The organism is Duganella sp. 1411, assembly GCF_017833525.1.
Taxonomy (GTDB): domain Bacteria; phylum Pseudomonadota; class Gammaproteobacteria; order Burkholderiales; family Burkholderiaceae_D; genus Rugamonas.
Genome location: NZ_JAFICD010000003.1, coordinates 563,693 through 579,926, shown reverse-complemented (window position 1 = coordinate 579,926; position 16,234 = coordinate 563,693). Strand labels below are relative to the sequence as shown.

14 protein-coding genes and 1 pseudogene are annotated in these 16,234 nt (G+C 66.9%); 5 read left to right on the top strand and 10 right to left on the bottom strand.

The window, feature by feature from the left end:
• Positions 1–47: 47 nt before the first annotated feature.
• Both JOD97_RS19725 and JOD97_RS19720 read right to left on the bottom strand, forming a co-directional pair.
• Entirely contained in the window at positions 48–965 is a 918-nt protein-coding gene (locus JOD97_RS19725) for a YihY/virulence factor BrkB family protein (protein WP_209721982.1), read from the bottom strand.
• A 21-nt stretch (positions 966–986) separates the two neighbouring features.
• Positions 987–2,720 carry an ABC transporter substrate-binding protein gene (locus JOD97_RS19720; RefSeq protein ID WP_209721977.1) on the bottom strand — a complete coding sequence of 578 codons (1,734 nt, stop codon included), beginning with the start codon at positions 2,718–2,720 and terminating at the stop codon, positions 987–989.
• Positions 2,721–2,827: 107 nt separating this feature from the next.
• On the opposite strand from JOD97_RS19720, the gene JOD97_RS19715 reads away from it, so the two are divergent.
• Together JOD97_RS19715 and JOD97_RS19710 are read left to right on the top strand one after the other, a co-directional pair.
• A complete protein-coding gene (locus JOD97_RS19715; RefSeq protein ID WP_209721973.1) occupies positions 2,828–4,066 on the top strand; it encodes a nucleoside recognition domain-containing protein in 1,239 nt (412 codons plus the stop codon).
• An 11-nt stretch (positions 4,067–4,077) separates the two neighbouring features.
• Positions 4,078–5,676 carry a D-alanyl-D-alanine carboxypeptidase/D-alanyl-D-alanine-endopeptidase gene (locus tag JOD97_RS19710; protein ID WP_209721969.1) on the top strand — a complete coding sequence of 533 codons (1,599 nt, stop codon included), beginning with the start codon at positions 4,078–4,080 and terminating at the stop codon, positions 5,674–5,676.
• On the opposite strand, the gene JOD97_RS19705 is transcribed toward JOD97_RS19710, so the two are convergent.
• Positions 5,643–6,554, bottom strand: coding sequence for a LysR family transcriptional regulator (locus JOD97_RS19705; RefSeq protein WP_373999904.1), 912 nt, complete (start codon positions 6,552–6,554; stop codon positions 5,643–5,645). The two genes, JOD97_RS19710 and JOD97_RS19705, sit on opposite strands and share 34 nt — an antisense overlap.
• Positions 6,555–6,667: 113 nt before the next feature.
• Between JOD97_RS19705 and JOD97_RS19700 the strand changes: the two genes are divergently transcribed.
• Positions 6,668–7,645 (top strand): aldo/keto reductase, encoded by a 978-nt coding sequence (locus JOD97_RS19700; RefSeq protein WP_209721966.1) that lies wholly within the window; start codon positions 6,668–6,670, stop codon positions 7,643–7,645.
• Positions 7,646–7,803: 158 nt separating this feature from the next.
• On the opposite strand, the gene JOD97_RS19695 is transcribed toward JOD97_RS19700, so the two are convergent.
• The 5 genes and pseudogenes from JOD97_RS19695 to JOD97_RS19675 form a co-directional block, all read right to left on the bottom strand.
• On the bottom strand, positions 7,804–8,415 hold the full coding sequence (locus JOD97_RS19695; protein WP_209721964.1) for a M15 family metallopeptidase: 612 nt from the start codon (positions 8,413–8,415) through the stop codon (positions 7,804–7,806).
• A gap of 231 nt (positions 8,416–8,646) precedes the next feature.
• Positions 8,647–9,438: pseudogene (locus JOD97_RS19690) on the bottom strand (N-acetylmuramoyl-L-alanine amidase); the annotation flags it as partial.
• Positions 9,439–9,457: 19 nt separating this feature from the next.
• Positions 9,458–10,363, bottom strand: a complete 906-nt coding sequence (locus tag JOD97_RS19685; RefSeq protein WP_373999897.1) for an N-acetylglucosamine kinase — start codon at positions 10,361–10,363, stop codon at positions 9,458–9,460.
• A 2-nt stretch (positions 10,364–10,365) separates the two neighbouring features.
• On the bottom strand, positions 10,366–12,036 hold the full coding sequence (locus tag JOD97_RS19680) for a glycoside hydrolase family 10 protein (protein ID WP_209721956.1): 1,671 nt from the start codon (positions 12,034–12,036) through the stop codon (positions 10,366–10,368).
• A 49-nt stretch (positions 12,037–12,085) separates the two neighbouring features.
• The gene (locus JOD97_RS19675) at positions 12,086–13,351 is read right to left on the bottom strand and encodes an MFS transporter (protein WP_209721953.1); all 1,266 of its coding nucleotides are present in this window, start codon (positions 13,349–13,351) and stop codon (positions 12,086–12,088) included.
• Positions 13,352–13,440: 89 nt separating this feature from the next.
• Here JOD97_RS19675 and JOD97_RS19670 point away from each other — a divergent pair, with 89 nt between their 5' ends.
• Together JOD97_RS19670 and JOD97_RS19665 are read left to right on the top strand one after the other, a co-directional pair.
• Positions 13,441–13,680 carry a hypothetical protein gene (locus JOD97_RS19670; RefSeq protein ID WP_209721950.1) on the top strand — a complete coding sequence of 80 codons (240 nt, stop codon included), beginning with the start codon at positions 13,441–13,443 and terminating at the stop codon, positions 13,678–13,680.
• Between the two features lie 95 nt (positions 13,681–13,775).
• The gene (locus JOD97_RS19665) at positions 13,776–14,291 is read left to right on the top strand and encodes a GNAT family N-acetyltransferase (RefSeq protein WP_209721938.1); all 516 of its coding nucleotides are present in this window, start codon (positions 13,776–13,778) and stop codon (positions 14,289–14,291) included.
• On the opposite strand, the gene murQ is transcribed toward JOD97_RS19665, so the two are convergent.
• Both murQ and JOD97_RS19655 read right to left on the bottom strand, forming a co-directional pair.
• A complete protein-coding gene (gene murQ / locus JOD97_RS19660) occupies positions 14,275–15,174 on the bottom strand; it encodes an N-acetylmuramic acid 6-phosphate etherase (RefSeq protein ID WP_209721936.1) in 900 nt (299 codons plus the stop codon). The genes JOD97_RS19665 and murQ overlap by 17 nt on opposite strands.
• A 156-nt stretch (positions 15,175–15,330) precedes the next feature.
• The gene (locus JOD97_RS19655) at positions 15,331–16,071 is read right to left on the bottom strand and encodes a GntR family transcriptional regulator (protein ID WP_209721933.1); all 741 of its coding nucleotides are present in this window, start codon (positions 16,069–16,071) and stop codon (positions 15,331–15,333) included.
• Positions 16,072–16,234: the final 163 nt, after the last annotated feature.

Here is a 16,234-nt window from a genome sequence, read left to right as displayed (position 1 = left end):
CTCAACCACGAACGTAGTGTAACACAGATGTTTGTGCGACGCACAAATTATTTCATTTCTGTCGCTTCGGTGGTCAACGGCGTCGGATTGCGGCGCGGCTTGTGGCGGCACGCCCGTTCGAATTCGGAGATGACCTGCGCGCCGAACAGCAGCAACGTCGCGCCGATCTCCAGGCTGAACATGACGATGATGGCCGTCGTCATCGAGCCGTACACCACATTGACCTGCGACAGGGTCGAGAAGTACCACACCAAAATGTGGCGCGCCGCTTCCCACAGCAGCGCCGCCGTCACGCCGCCGATCAGCGCGTGCGACAGCGATAGCCTGCCGACCGGCATCACCAGATAGATCGCCGTCAGCACCAGCACCTCGCCGCCCAGCCCCAGCATGTACAGCAGCGCGCCCGAGACGCCCTCCAGCGACCAGTCGTAGCCGAACAGGCGCACGCTTTCCTCGCCCATCACCTGCAGGCTGCCGGCCACCAGGGTCACCAGCAACATGCCCACGCCCAGCGACAGGATGAAGCAGTAGGGCATGATCGCCGAGATCAAATACCGCCGCCGCTTGATCTCCACCCGGTGCTTGAAGATGACCGACATGGCGTTTTCCAGCACCGTGAAGGCCAGCGAACTGAAGAAAATCATGCTGATCAGCAGCACGCCGCCGACCACGTCGCGGTGTTCGAGGAAGTGGCCGACCTCGGTGACGATCGGTTTCGATTGGCCCGGTACCAGGTAATTCAGATAGCGCCCGACCGTGTCCAGCAGCACGGTCTCGTCGATGACGTGCGACAGCGCCACCACCACCAGCATCAGCAGCGGCACGATCGACAGCAGCGAGTAATACGCCACCGCGCCCGCCAGCAGCAGGCCCTGGTTGGCGCGGAAGCCCTTGAGGCATTGCACCAGGAAGTCCATCGGGTGCATGAGCACGTAGGCCAGGCCCCGTCGATTGAGAAATTTCATTTATCCATTGTACGCGTGAGCTCAACGCGCAGTATGTGCGGCGACGTCCAGATAACGCCAGTTGGTCAATTCCACCGGATGGCGCGTGTAATTCCGCAGCCATGGCTGTTGCAGGTCGGCGGAGATCGGGTGTGTCAGCAGCACCCACGGCGTGTACGCGTGGATGAGCTGCGCCATTTCGTCGTACAGCCTGGTGCGCTCGGGCGTATCGTCCATGGCGCGGGTCCGTTCATAGCGCTGGTTGTAGGCCGGCAGATTGAAGCGCGCGTAATTCGGCCCCGCCTTGTTGGGACCGTACAGCAGTTGATAGAAATTGTCGCCGTCCGGGAAGTCGGCCACCCAGTTGGTTTCGAACATCATCACCTTGCCCAGCCGCGAGGCTTTGATGATCTCGGTCTTCTTGTCGCTCTTGAAGGTGACGTTGAGGCCGATCGCGTTCAGGTTCTTGCGCCACAGCTCGTCGCGCAGGCGGCCGACCATCGACGGCTCCGTATGCATCACCAGCGTCAGCGGCTTGCCGTCGGGCAGGGTGCGCCAGCCGCCGCGCCCCTTGCGGTAGCCGTAGCGGTCCAGCAGCGCGTTGGCCAGCGCCGGATCGTAGCCGACCGGGCTGTGATAATCCGGGTCGTAGCCGAGCACGTTCGGCGGCAGCGGCGTCTCGGCGCGCAGCGCCAGCCCCTTCTTCATGCGGGCGATGTCCTCGGCGCTGTCGTAGCTGAGCGCGATGGCGCGGCGCAGCGCCACCTTGTCCTTGCCGTAGCCGCCGATCAGCGGGTCTTCCATGTTCATCCACATGTAATATGTTTGCAGCACGGGGAAGGGCGACAGCACCAGCCCCTTGCGCGCCAGCTCGGGCTTCAAGGTCGGCCTGGCGTCGTCGGTCAGCACCATTTCCTTCATCGATTCGGGCAGTTGTTCGAGGAAATCGAATTCGCCGTTGAGGAAGCCGAGCACGCGCGACTGGTATTCCTCCATGATCTTGACGTCGACCCGGTCCACCAGCGGCAGGCGCCGGCCCTGGAACAACATCGGCCGGAAGTCGCGGTTGGCCAGCAGCGAGATCTGGTCGCTGCGCTTCCACGTGCCGATCCTGAACGGGCCGGTGCCGACCGGATGGTTGCCGACCTGCGCGCCGTACGCCTCGACCACTTCGCGCGCCACCACGCCGGTGGCCGGGATCGCCAGGTAGAACAGGAAGTTGGGATCGGCGGCGTTGAGCCGGATGCGCAGCGTGAACTTGTCCACCGCGCGCAGGCCGGCGATGTCGCCGTCGTAGCCGAAGCGCGCCTTGAGCGCGTCGTCGCCGACGATTTTGCCTTCCAGCAGGAAGCTCCACGGCGATTTGAGCGCAGGATCGTACAGGCGCTTGAGGCTGTAGACGTAATCCTGCGCCGTCACCTGCCGGCGCGCGCCCTTGAACGCGGGATCGTCGGTGAAGTAGACGTCCTGGCGCAAGTGGAAGGTGTAGGTTCGGCCGTTGTCCTCGACCGTCGGCATGGCCGCCAGCGTGTTGGCCTGCAGTTTGACGGGACGGGCCAGGTAATCGTAGCGCAGCAGCGGGTCGAACAGGTTTTCCAGCAGGCTGAGACTGGCGATATCGGAGGCGACCGCCGGATCGAGCCCGGTCTCGCCGGTGCTGAGGAAGGCGCGCAGCACCTTGGGCGCGGACGGCGCCGGCTGCGCCACGGGCTGCGCGGCCGGCGCGCCCAGGCCGACCACCAGCGCCAGCAAGGCGGCTGCGTAATTTTTCAGCATAACGTCCATTTCACACCGCGTACGTAAAGCGGCAGCTTATAACTTTTTCCGCTTGCCGACCCGCTATACTTTGCCTGTCGCCCACTGTTTCAAGAAAATCCGCACATATGTCGCTCAATTACATCTGGTCTGGCTTCTTCCTTGTCGGGTTTGCCGCCGCGCTGGCGCAGTTTCTGTTCATGGGCGACACGGAAATCTTCAAGCGCATCATCGACGGCACGTTCGAGTCGGCCAAGAGCGGCGTGATGGACATCGCGCTGCCGCTGGCCGGCGTCATGACCTTGTGGCTGGGCATCATGAACATCGGCGAGAAGGCCGGCGCCGTCAACCTGCTGGCGCGCCTGATCGCGCCGTTCTTCTCGCGCATCTTCCCCGGCGTGCCGAAGGAGCATCCGGCCACCGGCCACATGCTGATGAATTTCTCGGCCAACCTGCTCGGCCTGGACAACGCGGCCACGCCGTTCGGCCTGAAGGCGATGGAAAGCCTGCAAACGCTCAACCCCAGCAAGGACGAGCCGACCGACGCCCAGATCATGTTCCTGGTGCTGCACACCTCGGGCCTGACCCTGATCCCGGTGGCCATCATGGCGCAGCGCTCGATCCTCGGCGCGGCCGACCCGTCCGACATCTTCATCCCGTGCATGATCGCCACCTACGTCGCCACCGTCACCGGCCTGATCGCCGTGGCGATCCGCCAGCGCATCAACCTGTTCGACCGCGTCGTGCTGGGCTGGCTCGGCTGCAGCACCGCCGCCATCGCCGGCCTGATCTGGTATTTCACGCAGGTGCTGACCCGGCCCGAGATCGAACTGTTCTCCAAGGTCTTCAGCAACCTGGTCCTGATCGGCGTCATCGGCGGCTTCATCATCGGCGCGCTGTGGAAGAAGGTCAACGTCTACGAAGCCTTCATCGAGGGCGCCAAGGGCGGCATCCAGACCTCGCTGACGGTCATCCCGTATCTGGTCGGCATGCTGGTGGCCATCAGCGTGATCCGCAACGCCGGGCTGTTCGCCTTTGTCGTCGACGGCTTCAGCTGGCTGTTCGGCGCCTTGGGCTTCAACACCGATTTCGTGCCGGCGCTGCCGACCGCGCTGATGAAACCGCTCAGCGGCAGCGGCTCCAAGGCGATGATGATCTCCACCATGCAAACCTACGGCGTCGATTCCTTCGTCGGCCGCCTGGCCTGCGTGTTCCAGGGCTCGGCCGACACCACCTTCTACATCGTCGCGCTGTATTTCGGCTCGGTCGGCATCCGCAAGACGCGCTACGCGATCTCGTGCGGGCTGATCGCCGACTTCGCCGGCGTCATCGCCGCCATCGCGGTCGCCTACATCTTCTTCCATTGAACGGGTCTGTCATGTTTCGTCGTCTTACTTTAGCCGCCGCGCTTGCCGTGGGCGCCGTCCACGCCGCCGACCTGCCGGAGCCGGTCGCGCGGCTGATGCAAGCGGCGCAGATTCCGCCGCAAGCGGCCGGCATCGTCGTCATGCGCGGCGACACCACGCTGATCTCGCACAACGCCCAGCAAAGCATGCAGCCGGCATCGACGATGAAGCTGTTCACGACGCTGACGGCGCTCGAGCAACTGGGGCCGGTGTTCCGCGGACGGACGGAGCTGCTGACCAGCGCGCCCATCGTCAACGGCGCGCTGCAGGGCGACCTGATCCTGCGCGGCGGCGCCGACGCCGACTTCAACGAGGACGTGCTGGGCCACATGCTGCAAGCGCTGCGCAACCAGGGCATCAAAAGCATCAAGGGCGACATCGTGCTGGACCGGCAACTGTTCCAGCCCGCGCGGCCCGACCCCGGGCAACCGCAGTTCGACGAATATCCGTGGGCGTACTACAACGTCGCGCCGGACGCGCTGCTGGTCAACACCAACCTGCTGAAGGTGGAGATGCGCTCGGTCGGCGGCAAGCTGTCGCTAGCGATGATGCCGGAGATGGACAAGGTCGGCGTGCGCTCGGAGATGACCACCAGCGACGCGCCCTGTCCGGCGTGGGAGAACGGCTGGCGCAGCCCGGACTTCGCCCGCAAAGGCGACCGCATCGAAGTGGTGTTGCACGGCAGCTTCCCGCGCGACTGCGTCAAGTCGATCAGCGTCAACGTGCTCGACCCGCACGATTATCTGGAGCGCCTGGTGCGCACCACCTGGCACAAGCTGGGCGGCACGCTGAAGGGCGACGTGCGCGAAGCGAGCGCGCCGACGCCGCCGCCCGCGCGGACAGCGGCCGTCAACGCCGACACCGACGCCACCACCGCCGCGCCCACCGCGCCGCCGGCGGCCGTGCCCGCCCCGGCCACCACGCCGGTGCTGCGCCTGCTGGCCGAGCACGTCGCGCGCGCGCTGCCGGAAGTGCTGCGCGACACCAATAAAAACTCGGACAACACCTTGGCGCGCACCATCTTCCTCAGCCTGGGCAGCCTGGAGGCGGACCCACTGCTGGGCAGCCGGCCGCTGCCGCCGGACGCTGGCCAGGCCAGCACCGCCGCGCGCGCCGAGGCGGCGATCCGCGCCTGGCTGCAACGCCACGCCATCGACGGCAACGGCCTGGTGATCGACAACGGCTCCGGCCTGTCGCGCGCCGAACGGGCCACGCCGGCGCAACTGGCCGGCGTGCTGCGGGCCGGCCTGAAGAGCCTGTGGATGCCCGAGTTCCTCTCCAGCCTGCCGATCGCGGCCACCGACGGCACCATGCGCCGCCGCCTCAAGGACAGCCCGGCCGCGATGCGCGCGCGCATCAAGACCGGCAGCCTCAAAGGCGTGATCGCCGTCGCCGGCTACGTGCAGGACGCCAACAACGAGCCCGTCGTCGTGGTCGCCATGCTCAACGACGAGCACGTGGCCAACGGTGCCGGCCGCGCCGTGCTCGACGCGCTGATCGACTGGGTGGCGCGCTCGGGCGCCGCGCCCGGCGACAGCTACGTGCCCAATCCGCCCTCGGCCACCAGATAATCGATCAGCGCGCGCACCTTCAGCGCCAGATGCGGCCCGGGCATGTACACCGCGTGCACGGTGCCGGCGTACGGCTCGTCGAACGTCCAGTCGGCCAGCACCTGCACCGCGCGCCCCTGCGCCAGCGCCGCGCGTGCGGTGAAATCCGGCACCAGGCCGATGCCGCCGCCGGCCTCCACCACGCCCATCAGCGCCGCGCTGTTATTGATCGTCAAGCGCGACGGCACGCGGATGCTGACGATCTCCGCTTCGCCGCTCCCCTCGCGCCGCATGGTCCAGGCCGCGCCGAAGCGGGCGTAGCCGAGGTAATTGCAGCGATGCGCGGGCAATTCCTGCGGCGTGGCCGGCACTCCGTGCGCGGCCAGATAACCGGGCGACGCCGCCAGCAAGTAGCGCATCGGCCCCAGCGGCCGCGCCGCCAGCCCCGGCGCCAGATCGGCCGCGATGCGGATCGCCAGGTCGATGCCCTCCTCGATCAGATCGACGTTGCGGTCCACCAGCGACAGGCGCACGTCGACCTCCGGATAGCGGTCCAGAAACGCCGGCAGCAAAGGCGCCAACCACAGCTGCCCCAGCACCACCGGCGCGCTGATGCGCACCACGCCGTTGGGCCGCGCGCTGTAGCTGCCGGCCAGCGCGTGGATTTCGCGCGCCGTGTTCAGCATGCGCACGCAGGCGGTGTGCACCTGCTCGCCCAGCTCGGTCAGCGACACCGAGCGCGTGGTCCGCTGCAGCAGGCGTCCGCCCATGTACGCCTCCAGCCGCGACACGTGGCGGCTCACGGCCGACGTCGTCAAACTCAGGTGGCGCGCGGCGGCGGAAAACCCGCCGCTGTCGACCACTTGCGCAAAGATCGCCATTTCTTTCAGCATTTCCATCATCGCGCCGCCTCACCGTTGCACCTGCATCAATAATGCTTTGCATTTTAAGCCGATTGTGTATTTTTTAGACGGTTGGCATACTGAATCCATGCTATCGACTAGGAGTCATCATGAAACAACGTACTTTGGGCAGCCAGGGATTGACGGTCTCGGCGCAGGGCCTCGGCTGCATGGGCATGAGCAACACCTACGGCCCGGCCGACCAGACCGAGGCGGTCGCCACCTTGCACCGCGCGCTCGACCTGGGCGTCAACTTCTTCGACACGGCCGAGCAATACGGCCCCTACGACAACGAGGCGCTGCTGGGCCGCGCCTTCGAAGGCCGGCGCGGTGAGGTGATCCTCGCCACCAAGTTCGGCTTCGACATCCGCGACGGCAAGACGGTCGGCGTCACCAGCGACCCGGCCGGCATCCGCGACAAGGTCGAGGGCTCGCTGCGCCGGCTCAACACCGACTACATCGATCTGCTGTACCAGCACCGCATCGATCCGCTGGTGCCGGTGGAGGAGGTGGTCGGCGTGATGGCCGATCTGGTGAAGGAGGGCAAGGTGCGCTATCTGGGGCTGTCGGAGGCGGGCGTGGCCAATATCCGCCGCGCGCACGCGGTGCACCCGATCAGCGCGGTGCAGAGCGAGTATTCGCTGTGGGAGCGCAACCTGGAGGCGGAGGTGATCCCGGCGCTGCGCGAGCTGGGCATCGGGCTGGTGGCGTTCAGTCCGCTGGGACGGGGGTTCCTGGCGGGCAGCGCCAAGCGCGCGGAGGAATATCCGCCGAGCGACTTCCGTCATCTGGACCCGCGCCTGCAGGGCGAGAATTTCGACCGCAACATGCGGGCGGCGGCGATCGTGCGCGAGCTGGCCGAGGCGCGGCGGGTCACGCCGGGACAGATCGCGCTGGCGTGGGCGATGCACAGGGGCGACGACATCGTCACGATCCCCGGCACGCGCCGCCGCACGTATCTGGAGCAGAACGTGGCCGCCGCCGGGATCACGCTCGATGCCGGTGAGATGGCCATCCTCGACGACGCGCTGAAGCAGGTCGCCGGCCCGCGCTACAGCGAGGAGCGCATGGCGATGGTGGACCGGTAGAAATTACCGATGAAACACGTGGGGCCGTAATCGGTCATGGATGAGCCGCCAACGGGGCAAGCATGGCCGATTACGCTGCGCTAATCCGCCCTACGTGATTTAGATTGATTTAGATTGATTTAGAGTGATTTAGAGTGATTTAGGGGGATTGGGAAAGTTTACAACACGCGCGTATAGTCGCGCCGCACCAGTACCCGGTCGCCGCAGTCGAAGTGCCACCATTCGCTGTTGATGCCATGGAAGCCGGCTTGGAGCATGGCGTCGCGCAGCCAGCGACGGTTTTCTACCTGCTGAGCATTCAGCTCGCCCCGCGCCAGCAACTCCGCCTCCTTCGCCGGGTGCGAGCGCTCACTCAGGTCGTCGAAACCGGTCCCCATATCCAGCTCGCGCCCTTGCGCATCCAGCAAGGTGACGTCGAGCGCCATGCCGAACGAGTGGATCGAGCCGCGCCCCGGTTCGGCGATGTAGCCCAGCAGATCGGTACCCTGCAGTGCCTGCCATAGCTGCTCCTGCACCCGTTGCGGACGCAGGGCGTCAAGCACCAGCAGCGTATAGTCCGGACGGCGTTCGGTCAGCCATGCGACCGCCCGCTCCAGCGCCGCCGCAGCGTTCTTGTGCAGCCAGTTGCAATCGAGCGGGGAGTACAGATCGCGGCCGACAAAATTATCCGGCGTCGCATAGCGCAGGTCGACGGCGACGCCGGCGATGCTGTCCAACCGACGAAAATCGGGGTGGCCGGGGATCGCTTCGCAGTCGATGGTGGAACTCATGCCGGCGTCCCCGTTTGCTTATTGCGATTCGACCGGTTCGGTGGCCGGCGGCGGCGGAACGACCCCATCGGGCAGGGCCGGCACGGGTGTCGCCGGAACGGGTGCGACCGGTGCGGTACGCACCAGTACAGGCGCGGTCGGCATAGGCGGCGTCGGCGTGACGGGCGCGCGGGTGGCTGGCGTCGCCGATGGCGCGGCGCCCGGCGCGGGTACCTGCACCGGCAGCGGGCTGGTCAACACATCGAGGATGGCCGCCGTCTCCGCATCCGGCGTGCCGTCGAACAGCGACTGCCGGTACTTGGACTGGAACACCGCCAGCACGTTGCGCGTCGCCTGGTCGAATTGCCCCGTCTGCGGCACCGCATAGCCGTGCTGCGCCAGCTTGAGCTGGAACCACAGCACATCCGGCAACTGCTGCTGATACCCCGGCAGGCGCGCGGCCACCCGGCTCGGCTCCGGCCACGGGATCAAGCCGGCGTCGGCCAGCTGCTTCCACGGGAACAGCGGCCCCGGGTCCTGCTTGCGCTGCGGCGCGATGTCGTTGTGGCCGAGGATGTTTTCCGGCTTGATGCCATGCCGCTTGACGATATCCTTGAGCAGCACAATCAGCTGGTCGATCTGCGCCTGCTTGAACGGGTACCACACCCGGCCCTCCGGCGTGTCGGTGAAGCCGGGATTGACGATCTCGATGCCGATCGACGCCGAGTTGAGCTGGTTATAAATCTTCCAGCTGCTGATGCCGGCGTGGTTGGACTGGCGCGCCTCGTCGACCAGCGCGTAGAAGAAGGGCTGCTCGGTGTCGGTCAGCAGGTAGTGCGCGCTGACATCCTGCTGGGTCAAGATCTTGATCGAGCGCGGCAGGTCCGACACCGTGTAATGAAGAATGATGTACTTGACCCGGTCGCTCTGCCCGCGCGAGCTCAGGCTGCGGTCGATGCGCGGCTCGCTCGGCGGCGGCACGGTGGCGCAGCCGGCGAGCACCGCCATCAAGGTGGACAAAACGGTGAGCGGAACTATCTTCATGGGCGATCTCGGCAGCGATTCAATTGCGTGAGTTTAGAGCAATACGGGCCGCCGCGTGGTGCGCCTGTGTTTCACGCTGTATCAGCGGCAGCGCGGCCGGCAATGCCGCGCGCATCGCCTGCGCGATCAGCGGATGCAAGGTGGCGGCGCGGCCGCCCAAGGCGATCGGACGCGGCCCATAGCGGCGCACCAGCGCCAGCCCGATGCGCGCCAGCTCGCGGCCGGCCTGCTCGGCGATGCCGCGCGCGACCGGGTCGTCGTCCACGCTGGCGGCGACGGCCAGCGCCAGCCGCCCGATCGCGCCCCTGTCCTGGCCATAAATGAACCGGCGCGACGCGTCCCAGTCGCTGCCGCCGACGTGGTCGAACACGGCGCGCGCCATTGGCGAGCGCCGCCACGCGCCGGGCTCCTCGTCCTCCTGGCGCCAGATGTGGCGCATCGCTTCGCGCGCGATCCAGAAGCCGCCGCCGCCGTCGTCCAACGTCACGCCGCGTCCGCCAGCGCGGTGGAACGCGCCGTCCGCGGCTATCCACGCGGCGATCGAGCCGGTGCCGGCGTACACCAGATAGCCCTCGCCGGGCGCGAAGCTGTCCAGATAGGCGATTTCGATGTCGTTGCGCACGGTCACCGCCGCCGGCGCCACGCCCAGCAACTCGGCCAGCCATTGCGCCGGCAACGCGGCCGATCCGTCGAAGCCGGTCAGGCCGGCGCACACGGCCACGGGCCGGCCGGCGGCCAGCGCTTGCGCCGCCAACAGGGTCAAGATGCCGCGCACGGCGTCGCGTCCGGCATCGCTGGCCATTTGCAGCGCCGACATGCCGCCCACGCCACCCTCGGCGACGATGGTCCCGGCCGCGTCGGCCAGCGCCCAGCGGGTCCGCGTGCCGCCCGCGTCGATGCCCAGACCGAGATCGAGGGCGCCCACCGTCAGCTCCGCTTGTAGGCGCTGACGCGCGCGCTTTCGTTGCCAAGACGGTCGACCGCGCTGACGACCACCATTTCCGCCGCCGCGCCGGCGGCGTCGTCCGCCAACAGCAACACCGGGCGCGACGCCGGCGCCACCGCGAACCGCCATTCCGAGCCGTAACGGCTCCAGATCGCGTAATGCGACACCGGCTTGCCAGCGCCGGCGGCCAGGCGCACGCCGACGCCGGTCGTTTCGCGCCGGGCCTGGGCGGTGGGCGCCGCCGGCGCCTCCGCGCCCAGCCACGGCGTGGCCGGCGACAAGGCCGCCGTCTGATAGGCCTGCGCCTTGAGCTGGTCGGCGACGCCCTTGCGGTTCTCCATCAGCGCGGCGATGGAAAAGTGCAGGTGGCCGCGCACGCCGGCGCGGCTGCGCGTGACGCCGATCTGCTTGACGATCTCCTCCGGCGTGAAGGTCTTGGCGGTGTTGTCGATGCGGCTGGTGTACAGCCCCGGCCAGACGTGGCGCGCGCGCGGGTTCTGCGCCAGCCAGTAGTCGAGCAGCACGTCGAACGCCTGCGGCGCCTGCGCCACCGGCCAGTACAGCTGCGGCGCCAGGTAGTCGAGCCAGCCGTTGGCCAGCCACAGCTCGGCGTCCGCGTACAGCTTGTCGTACTGGCTGAAGCCGACGATGCCCGGCGGGCGCCGGTCCGGCCGGCCGATGCCGAACGGACTGATGCCAAAGCGCACCCAGCTCTTTTCCTTGTGGATGCCCAGGTACAGCGCCTGGATCAGCGCGTTGACGTTCTGGCGCCGCCAGTGCGGCCGGTCCAAGGTGCCGCCGCCCAGCAGATAGCGCTGCCACGACGGCTGGTCCGGGAATTCGAGCTCCTGCTTGCCACCGACGCCGCCATCGAGCGCCACGCCCTCGGGGCCGGCGGCGTTGGGCGTGTCGATCGGATACGGATAGAAATAATCGTCGATATGCACGCCGTCGATGTCATAACGGCGCACCACGTCGAGGATGACGTCGAGCGTGCGCTGCGAGGCGGCCGACTCGCCCGGGTCCATCCACAGATAGCGGCCGTAGGTCTTGACCGCTTCCGGATTGGTGTTGGCGATATGGTTGCGCGCCAGCGGCGACTTGGCCGTCGCGTGGCGGGCGCGGTAGGGGTTGAACCACGCGTGCAGCTCGAGCCCGCGCGCGTGCGCCTGCTCGATCCAGAACTGCAGCGGATCGTAGCCGCCCTTGGGCGCGCGGCCCTGCTGGCCGGTCAGGAACTCCGACCACGGCTCCAGCTCGGACGGGTAGATGGCGTCCGCGCTGGGACGCACCTGCAGCACGACCGCGTTCAGGTTCAGCGCCTTGCAGCGCTCCAGGATGGCGACCGCCTCGGCCTGCTGCTTCTCGGGACTCAGGTTGTTGCGGCTGGGCCAATCGATATTGGCCACGGTCGACACCCAGGCGGCGCGGAATTCACGCGGCGCCGGCGGCGGCATGTTCGGATCGAACGGCGGCGGCGGCGGCATCGGCGCCGGCCCCGATGTTGCGGGCGGGCGCGGCGGCGCCACCGGCGCGCCGTCCGCGGCGGGCGCCGTCGGCGTGCTGGAACAGCCCTCCAGCAAGGCCGCCATGACGCCGGCCACGCCGGCGGTCAACGTCAGCCGCTTCTTTGCATTAAAAACCAAAACCATTCCCCGATTCAGTTGAGCATCGTATTGTAATGCCGGGGACGCCCATTTCTTATTTCCTACCGAATTCGGGCTCGATGTCCACCAGCGCCGTCATCAAAAACGCCGGCAAGGTCGAGATACAGGCCCAGATGAAAAAGTTCTGGTAACCGAGATGGGCCTGGATCCAGCCGCTGACCATTCCCGGCAGCATCATGCCCAGCGCCATGAAGCCGGTGCAGATCGCGTAGTGGGCGGTTTTATGCTCGCCGTCGGCCACCAGGATCATGTACAGCATGAAGGCGGCGAAGCCGAAGCCGTAGCCGAACTGCTCCACGGCCAGGCAGGCGGAGATCAGCACTGTGCTGGTCGGCAACGCCGTCGCCAGGTAGACGAACACCAAGTCCGGCACGTGCATGATGACCACCATCGGCCACAGCGCGCGCTTGAGGCCGAAGCGCGAGATGACCACGCCGCCGGCCAGCCCGCCGAGCACCAGCGCGCACACGCCGATGGTGCCGTAGACCAGGCCGAACTCCGACGTGCTCAGGCCCAGGCCGCCCTTGTCGCGCGGATCGAGCAGGAACGGCGCCGCCATTTTCAGCAATTGCGCCTCGCCCAGGCGGTACAGCAGCAGAAAACCGAGGATCGCGCCTATGCCTTTTTTCTGGAAAAAGCTGCGGAAGGTGTGAATGAAATCGGCCCACAGCGCGCCGCCGCGGTGGCGCCGGTCCGTAGCGGGGCGCGGCAGGATCAGTTGATGGTATGCGCACAGCAGCAAAAACAGCGCCGACATCACGCCGAACACCACCGACCACGCCCACGCCGGATCGCCGCTGGACTGGATCAAGCGGCCGGCCAGGTAGACGATGCCGCCCTGGCCGGCGATCATCGCCAGCTTGTAGAACGCGCTGCGCACGCCGACGAACGCGGCCTGCTGGCCCTGCGAGGGCAAGCCCAGCATGTAATAGCCGTCGGAGGCGATATCGTGCGTGGCCGAGCTGAACGCCATCAGCCACAGCACGGCCAGGCTCATGGCGAAAAATTGCGGCAGGTGCAAGGTCAGCGCCACCGCCGCCAATGAAGCGCCGGTCAACAGCTGCAGCAAGACGATCCAGCGCCGCTTGGTGCCGACCAGCTCGACCAGCGGCGACCACAGCGGCTTGATCACCCACGGCAGGTACAGCCAGGCCGTGTAGAACGCCAGGTCGGTGTTGGACACGCCGAGGTTTTTATACATCACCGTCGACAGCATCATCACCGCCACGTAGGGCACCGCCTGGCTGAACGAGATGCTGGGCACCCAGCTCCACGGGTTGCGTTCTTGCGCTGGCTTCATACTTCCTTTCGCGGCGGCCGCTGCTGTTATGCTCACGGCGGTTACCATACGCACACAACCAACAGAACGCAACCGAACTCCGCCAAATCATGTACCTGCTGACCTTTTTCCTGATCTTCCTGTCCTACCCGCTGATGTTCCTGATGGTGACCATCTTCCTGTTCGGTCCGCTGAACATGTATCTCGGCTACCGCGCCTACCGGGGCACGGTGGCCCAGCGTCCCCTGCTGGGCATCGGCGGCAGACTGTGGGCCGCGCGGGCGCTGCTGGCGGCCACCGCCTCGTTCGCCCTGCAGTATTACATGGTCGCCACCGGGTACAAGGCCTGAGCGGGCAGGCCGCCGGCACCGACACGAGCCGTGCCCATCGGCAAAAAGCCGTGGGCCACTTTATACTACCGAAAGTTAAAAACACCAGGACAAGCATGCAACTCACCCAAGCCAGCCACGAAGACCTCGCCCCCATCGTCGATCTGGTCAACCAGGCCTATCGTGGCGCCGCCGCGCCCGGCTGGACCAGCGAAATCGAACTCATCAGCGGTCCCCGTATCGACCTGCAGTCACTCACCACGCTGGCCGCCGACGGCCCGGCGATGGTCATGGTGGCCAAGGACGGCGCCGAGCGGCTCGGTTGCGTGTCGCTCACGCCCGGCGACGACGGGCAATGGTATCTGTCGATGCTGGCGGTCAATCCGGCAACGCAAACGGGCGGCGTCGGCAAGGCCATCATGGCCGCCGCCGAGCAATTCGCCCGCGCGCGCGGCGCAACATCGGTCAAGATCTCGGTCATCAACCTGCGCGAGGCGCTGATCGCCTGGTACGAGCGGCGCGGCTACCGCAAAACCGGCGAGGTCGGCGCCTTCCCCTACGACGACCCCAGCGTCGGCACGCCGCTGCGCGACGACCTGGCGCTGGTGACGCTGGTCAAGCCGCTGGGGTAACCACCCCGGCCAGCGCGGCCCGCACGTCGCCTTGGGCGGCGTCGAGCAGCGCCTGCGCCGCCGCCACGTCCAGCTGTTTGAGCAACGCGACGATGGCCACCTTGACCTGGAAATGGCACTGCTCGAGCACGGCGCGCGCGGCGCCGGCGTCGGCGCCGGTGGCGTGCATGGTCAGCTGGATGGCGCGCTCGACCAGCTTGGTGTTGTTGGCCTGCACGTCGACCATCAGGTTGCCGTAGACCTTGTGCAGGCGCACCATCAGCGCGCTCGACAAGGTGTTGAGCACGATCTTCTGCGCGGTGCCGGCCTTGAGCCGCGTGCTACCGGAAATCACTTCCGGGCCGGTATCGAGCGTGATGCCGACGTCGGCGCCGGCCGCCAGCGGCGTGCCGGGGTTGTTGGCGATGCCCACCGTCAGGGCGCCCACCGTGCGCGCCGCCTGCAACGCGCCCAGCACATACGGCGTCGTGCCGGACGCGGCCACCAGCAACACCACGTCGTTAAAGCCCGGATACACCAGCCGCAGGTCGGAGGCGCCCTTGGCGCGGTCGTCCTCGGCGCCCTCGACCGCCTCGAACATGGCGCCGACGCCGCCGGCCAGCAGCGCGACGGCGCGCTGGTGCGGCCAGGAAAACGTGGGGAACAGTTCGACGCTATCGAGGATGCCCAGCCGGCCCGAGGTGCCGGCGCCGACATAGATCAGCCGTCCGCCGCCGGCGATGCGCGGCGTCATCGCCTCGACGGCCGCGACGATGGCGGGCGCGGCCGCCTGTACGGCGCGCACCGCGTGCGCCTGGTCGTCGACCAGCGCTTCGACCAAGGCGTCCACCGGGTACCGGTCCAGATCCGGGTGCTGCGTACTCGGGGTCTCGGTCTTCAGCATAAAGAAGGATAGGTGAAATAAAAAATCCACGTGATCCACGTAGGGCGGATTAGGCGGCACGCCGTAATCGGCCATCTTTGAGCCGCCGACGGCGCCAGCATGGCCGATTACGCTACGCTAATCCGCCCTACGTGATTGAACAAATTGAACAAATCATCACGTGGCGCGGCGCATCTCCGCGACAAAATCGTAATGATCACTATGACAATACGAATGGGTCAATTCCATCGCTTCGCCCGATTCCAGATAGGCGATACGCGTAATGTACAGCAGAGCCTGCCCTTCCGGCACGCCGAGTTGCCGCGCCAGCTCGGCCGACGCGTTCATCGCCCGGATATGCTGCAGCGCCCGCACCGGCGACTGGCCGATGCTGTCGAGATACTGGTACAGCGAGGCGCCCACCGCGTTCGGGTCGTTGAGCACGGTCTGCGGCAGCACGCTGACCTCGTAGGCCATGACGACGTCGTCGGCCAGCCGCAGGCGCTCGAGCCGCGCCACCTTCGAATACGGCGACAGGCCCAGGCTGAGCTGCTCCTCGGGCGTCGGCGTGACGATCGCGCGCTTGAGCCAGCGCGAGCCGGGCACGTGGCCGCGCTGCTGCAATTGCTCGGAAAAACTGGTCAGGTTCGACAGCGGCTGCTCGATGCGCGGCGCGATATAGTTGCCCGAGCCGCGGCGGCGCACCACCAGGCCCTGGTCGACCAGCTGGTCGATGGCCTTGCGCGCGGTCACCCGCGAGACGTTGAGCAACTCCGACAACGCCCGCTCGGACGGCAGCGCCTGGTCGACCTGATAGCGGCCGTTATGCACATCGTCGCTCAATTTCCGGGCAATCTGCATGTACAGCGGCGAACTGTCGTTGGCGTCCGCCTTGAATTCAAAACCACTCTGGCTCATTTGTTTCTCCTAACACCCCTAGTGTAATAGCGATATGGGAAATCCGTGCGCCCGCGCGGCGCGAAAACGCGATATTTAGTGCCGCCGGCGTAACTTGGGGCGCTGCGCAAGCGGCCTATTTGGCGGATAATGCTGGCTTGTCACACCAGCCCGTCCTTCCATC

What these genes read in the sequence shown, in the direction of transcription:
- JOD97_RS19710 (WP_209721969.1), top strand. Translation starts at nt 4,078, where the DNA reads ATGTTTCGTCGTCTTACTTTAGCCGCCGCGCTTGCCGTGGGCGCCGTC.
- JOD97_RS19700 (WP_209721966.1), top strand. Translation starts at nt 6,668, where the DNA reads ATGAAACAACGTACTTTGGGCAGCCAGGGATTGACGGTCTCGGCGCAG.
- JOD97_RS19675 (WP_209721953.1), bottom strand. Translation starts at nt 13,351, where the DNA reads ATGAAGCCAGCGCAAGAACGCAACCCGTGGAGCTGGGTGCCCAGCATC.
- murQ (WP_209721936.1), bottom strand. Translation starts at nt 15,174, where the DNA reads ATGCTGAAGACCGAGACCCCGAGTACGCAGCACCCGGATCTGGACCGG.
- JOD97_RS19720 (WP_209721977.1), bottom strand. Translation starts at nt 2,720, where the DNA reads ATGCTGAAAAATTACGCAGCCGCCTTGCTGGCGCTGGTGGTCGGCCTG.
- JOD97_RS19680 (WP_209721956.1), bottom strand. Translation starts at nt 12,036, where the DNA reads ATGGTTTTGGTTTTTAATGCAAAGAAGCGGCTGACGTTGACCGCCGGC.
- JOD97_RS19725 (WP_209721982.1), bottom strand. Translation starts at nt 965, where the DNA reads ATGAAATTTCTCAATCGACGGGGCCTGGCCTACGTGCTCATGCACCCG.
- JOD97_RS19705 (WP_373999904.1), bottom strand. Translation starts at nt 6,554, where the DNA reads ATGGAAATGCTGAAAGAAATGGCGATCTTTGCGCAAGTGGTCGACAGC.
- JOD97_RS19695 (WP_209721964.1), bottom strand. Translation starts at nt 8,415, where the DNA reads ATGAGTTCCACCATCGACTGCGAAGCGATCCCCGGCCACCCCGATTTT.
- JOD97_RS19665 (WP_209721938.1), top strand. Translation starts at nt 13,776, where the DNA reads ATGCAACTCACCCAAGCCAGCCACGAAGACCTCGCCCCCATCGTCGAT.
- JOD97_RS19655 (WP_209721933.1), bottom strand. Translation starts at nt 16,071, where the DNA reads ATGAGCCAGAGTGGTTTTGAATTCAAGGCGGACGCCAACGACAGTTCG.
- JOD97_RS19715 (WP_209721973.1), top strand. Translation starts at nt 2,828, where the DNA reads ATGTCGCTCAATTACATCTGGTCTGGCTTCTTCCTTGTCGGGTTTGCC.
- JOD97_RS19670 (WP_209721950.1), top strand. Translation starts at nt 13,441, where the DNA reads ATGTACCTGCTGACCTTTTTCCTGATCTTCCTGTCCTACCCGCTGATG.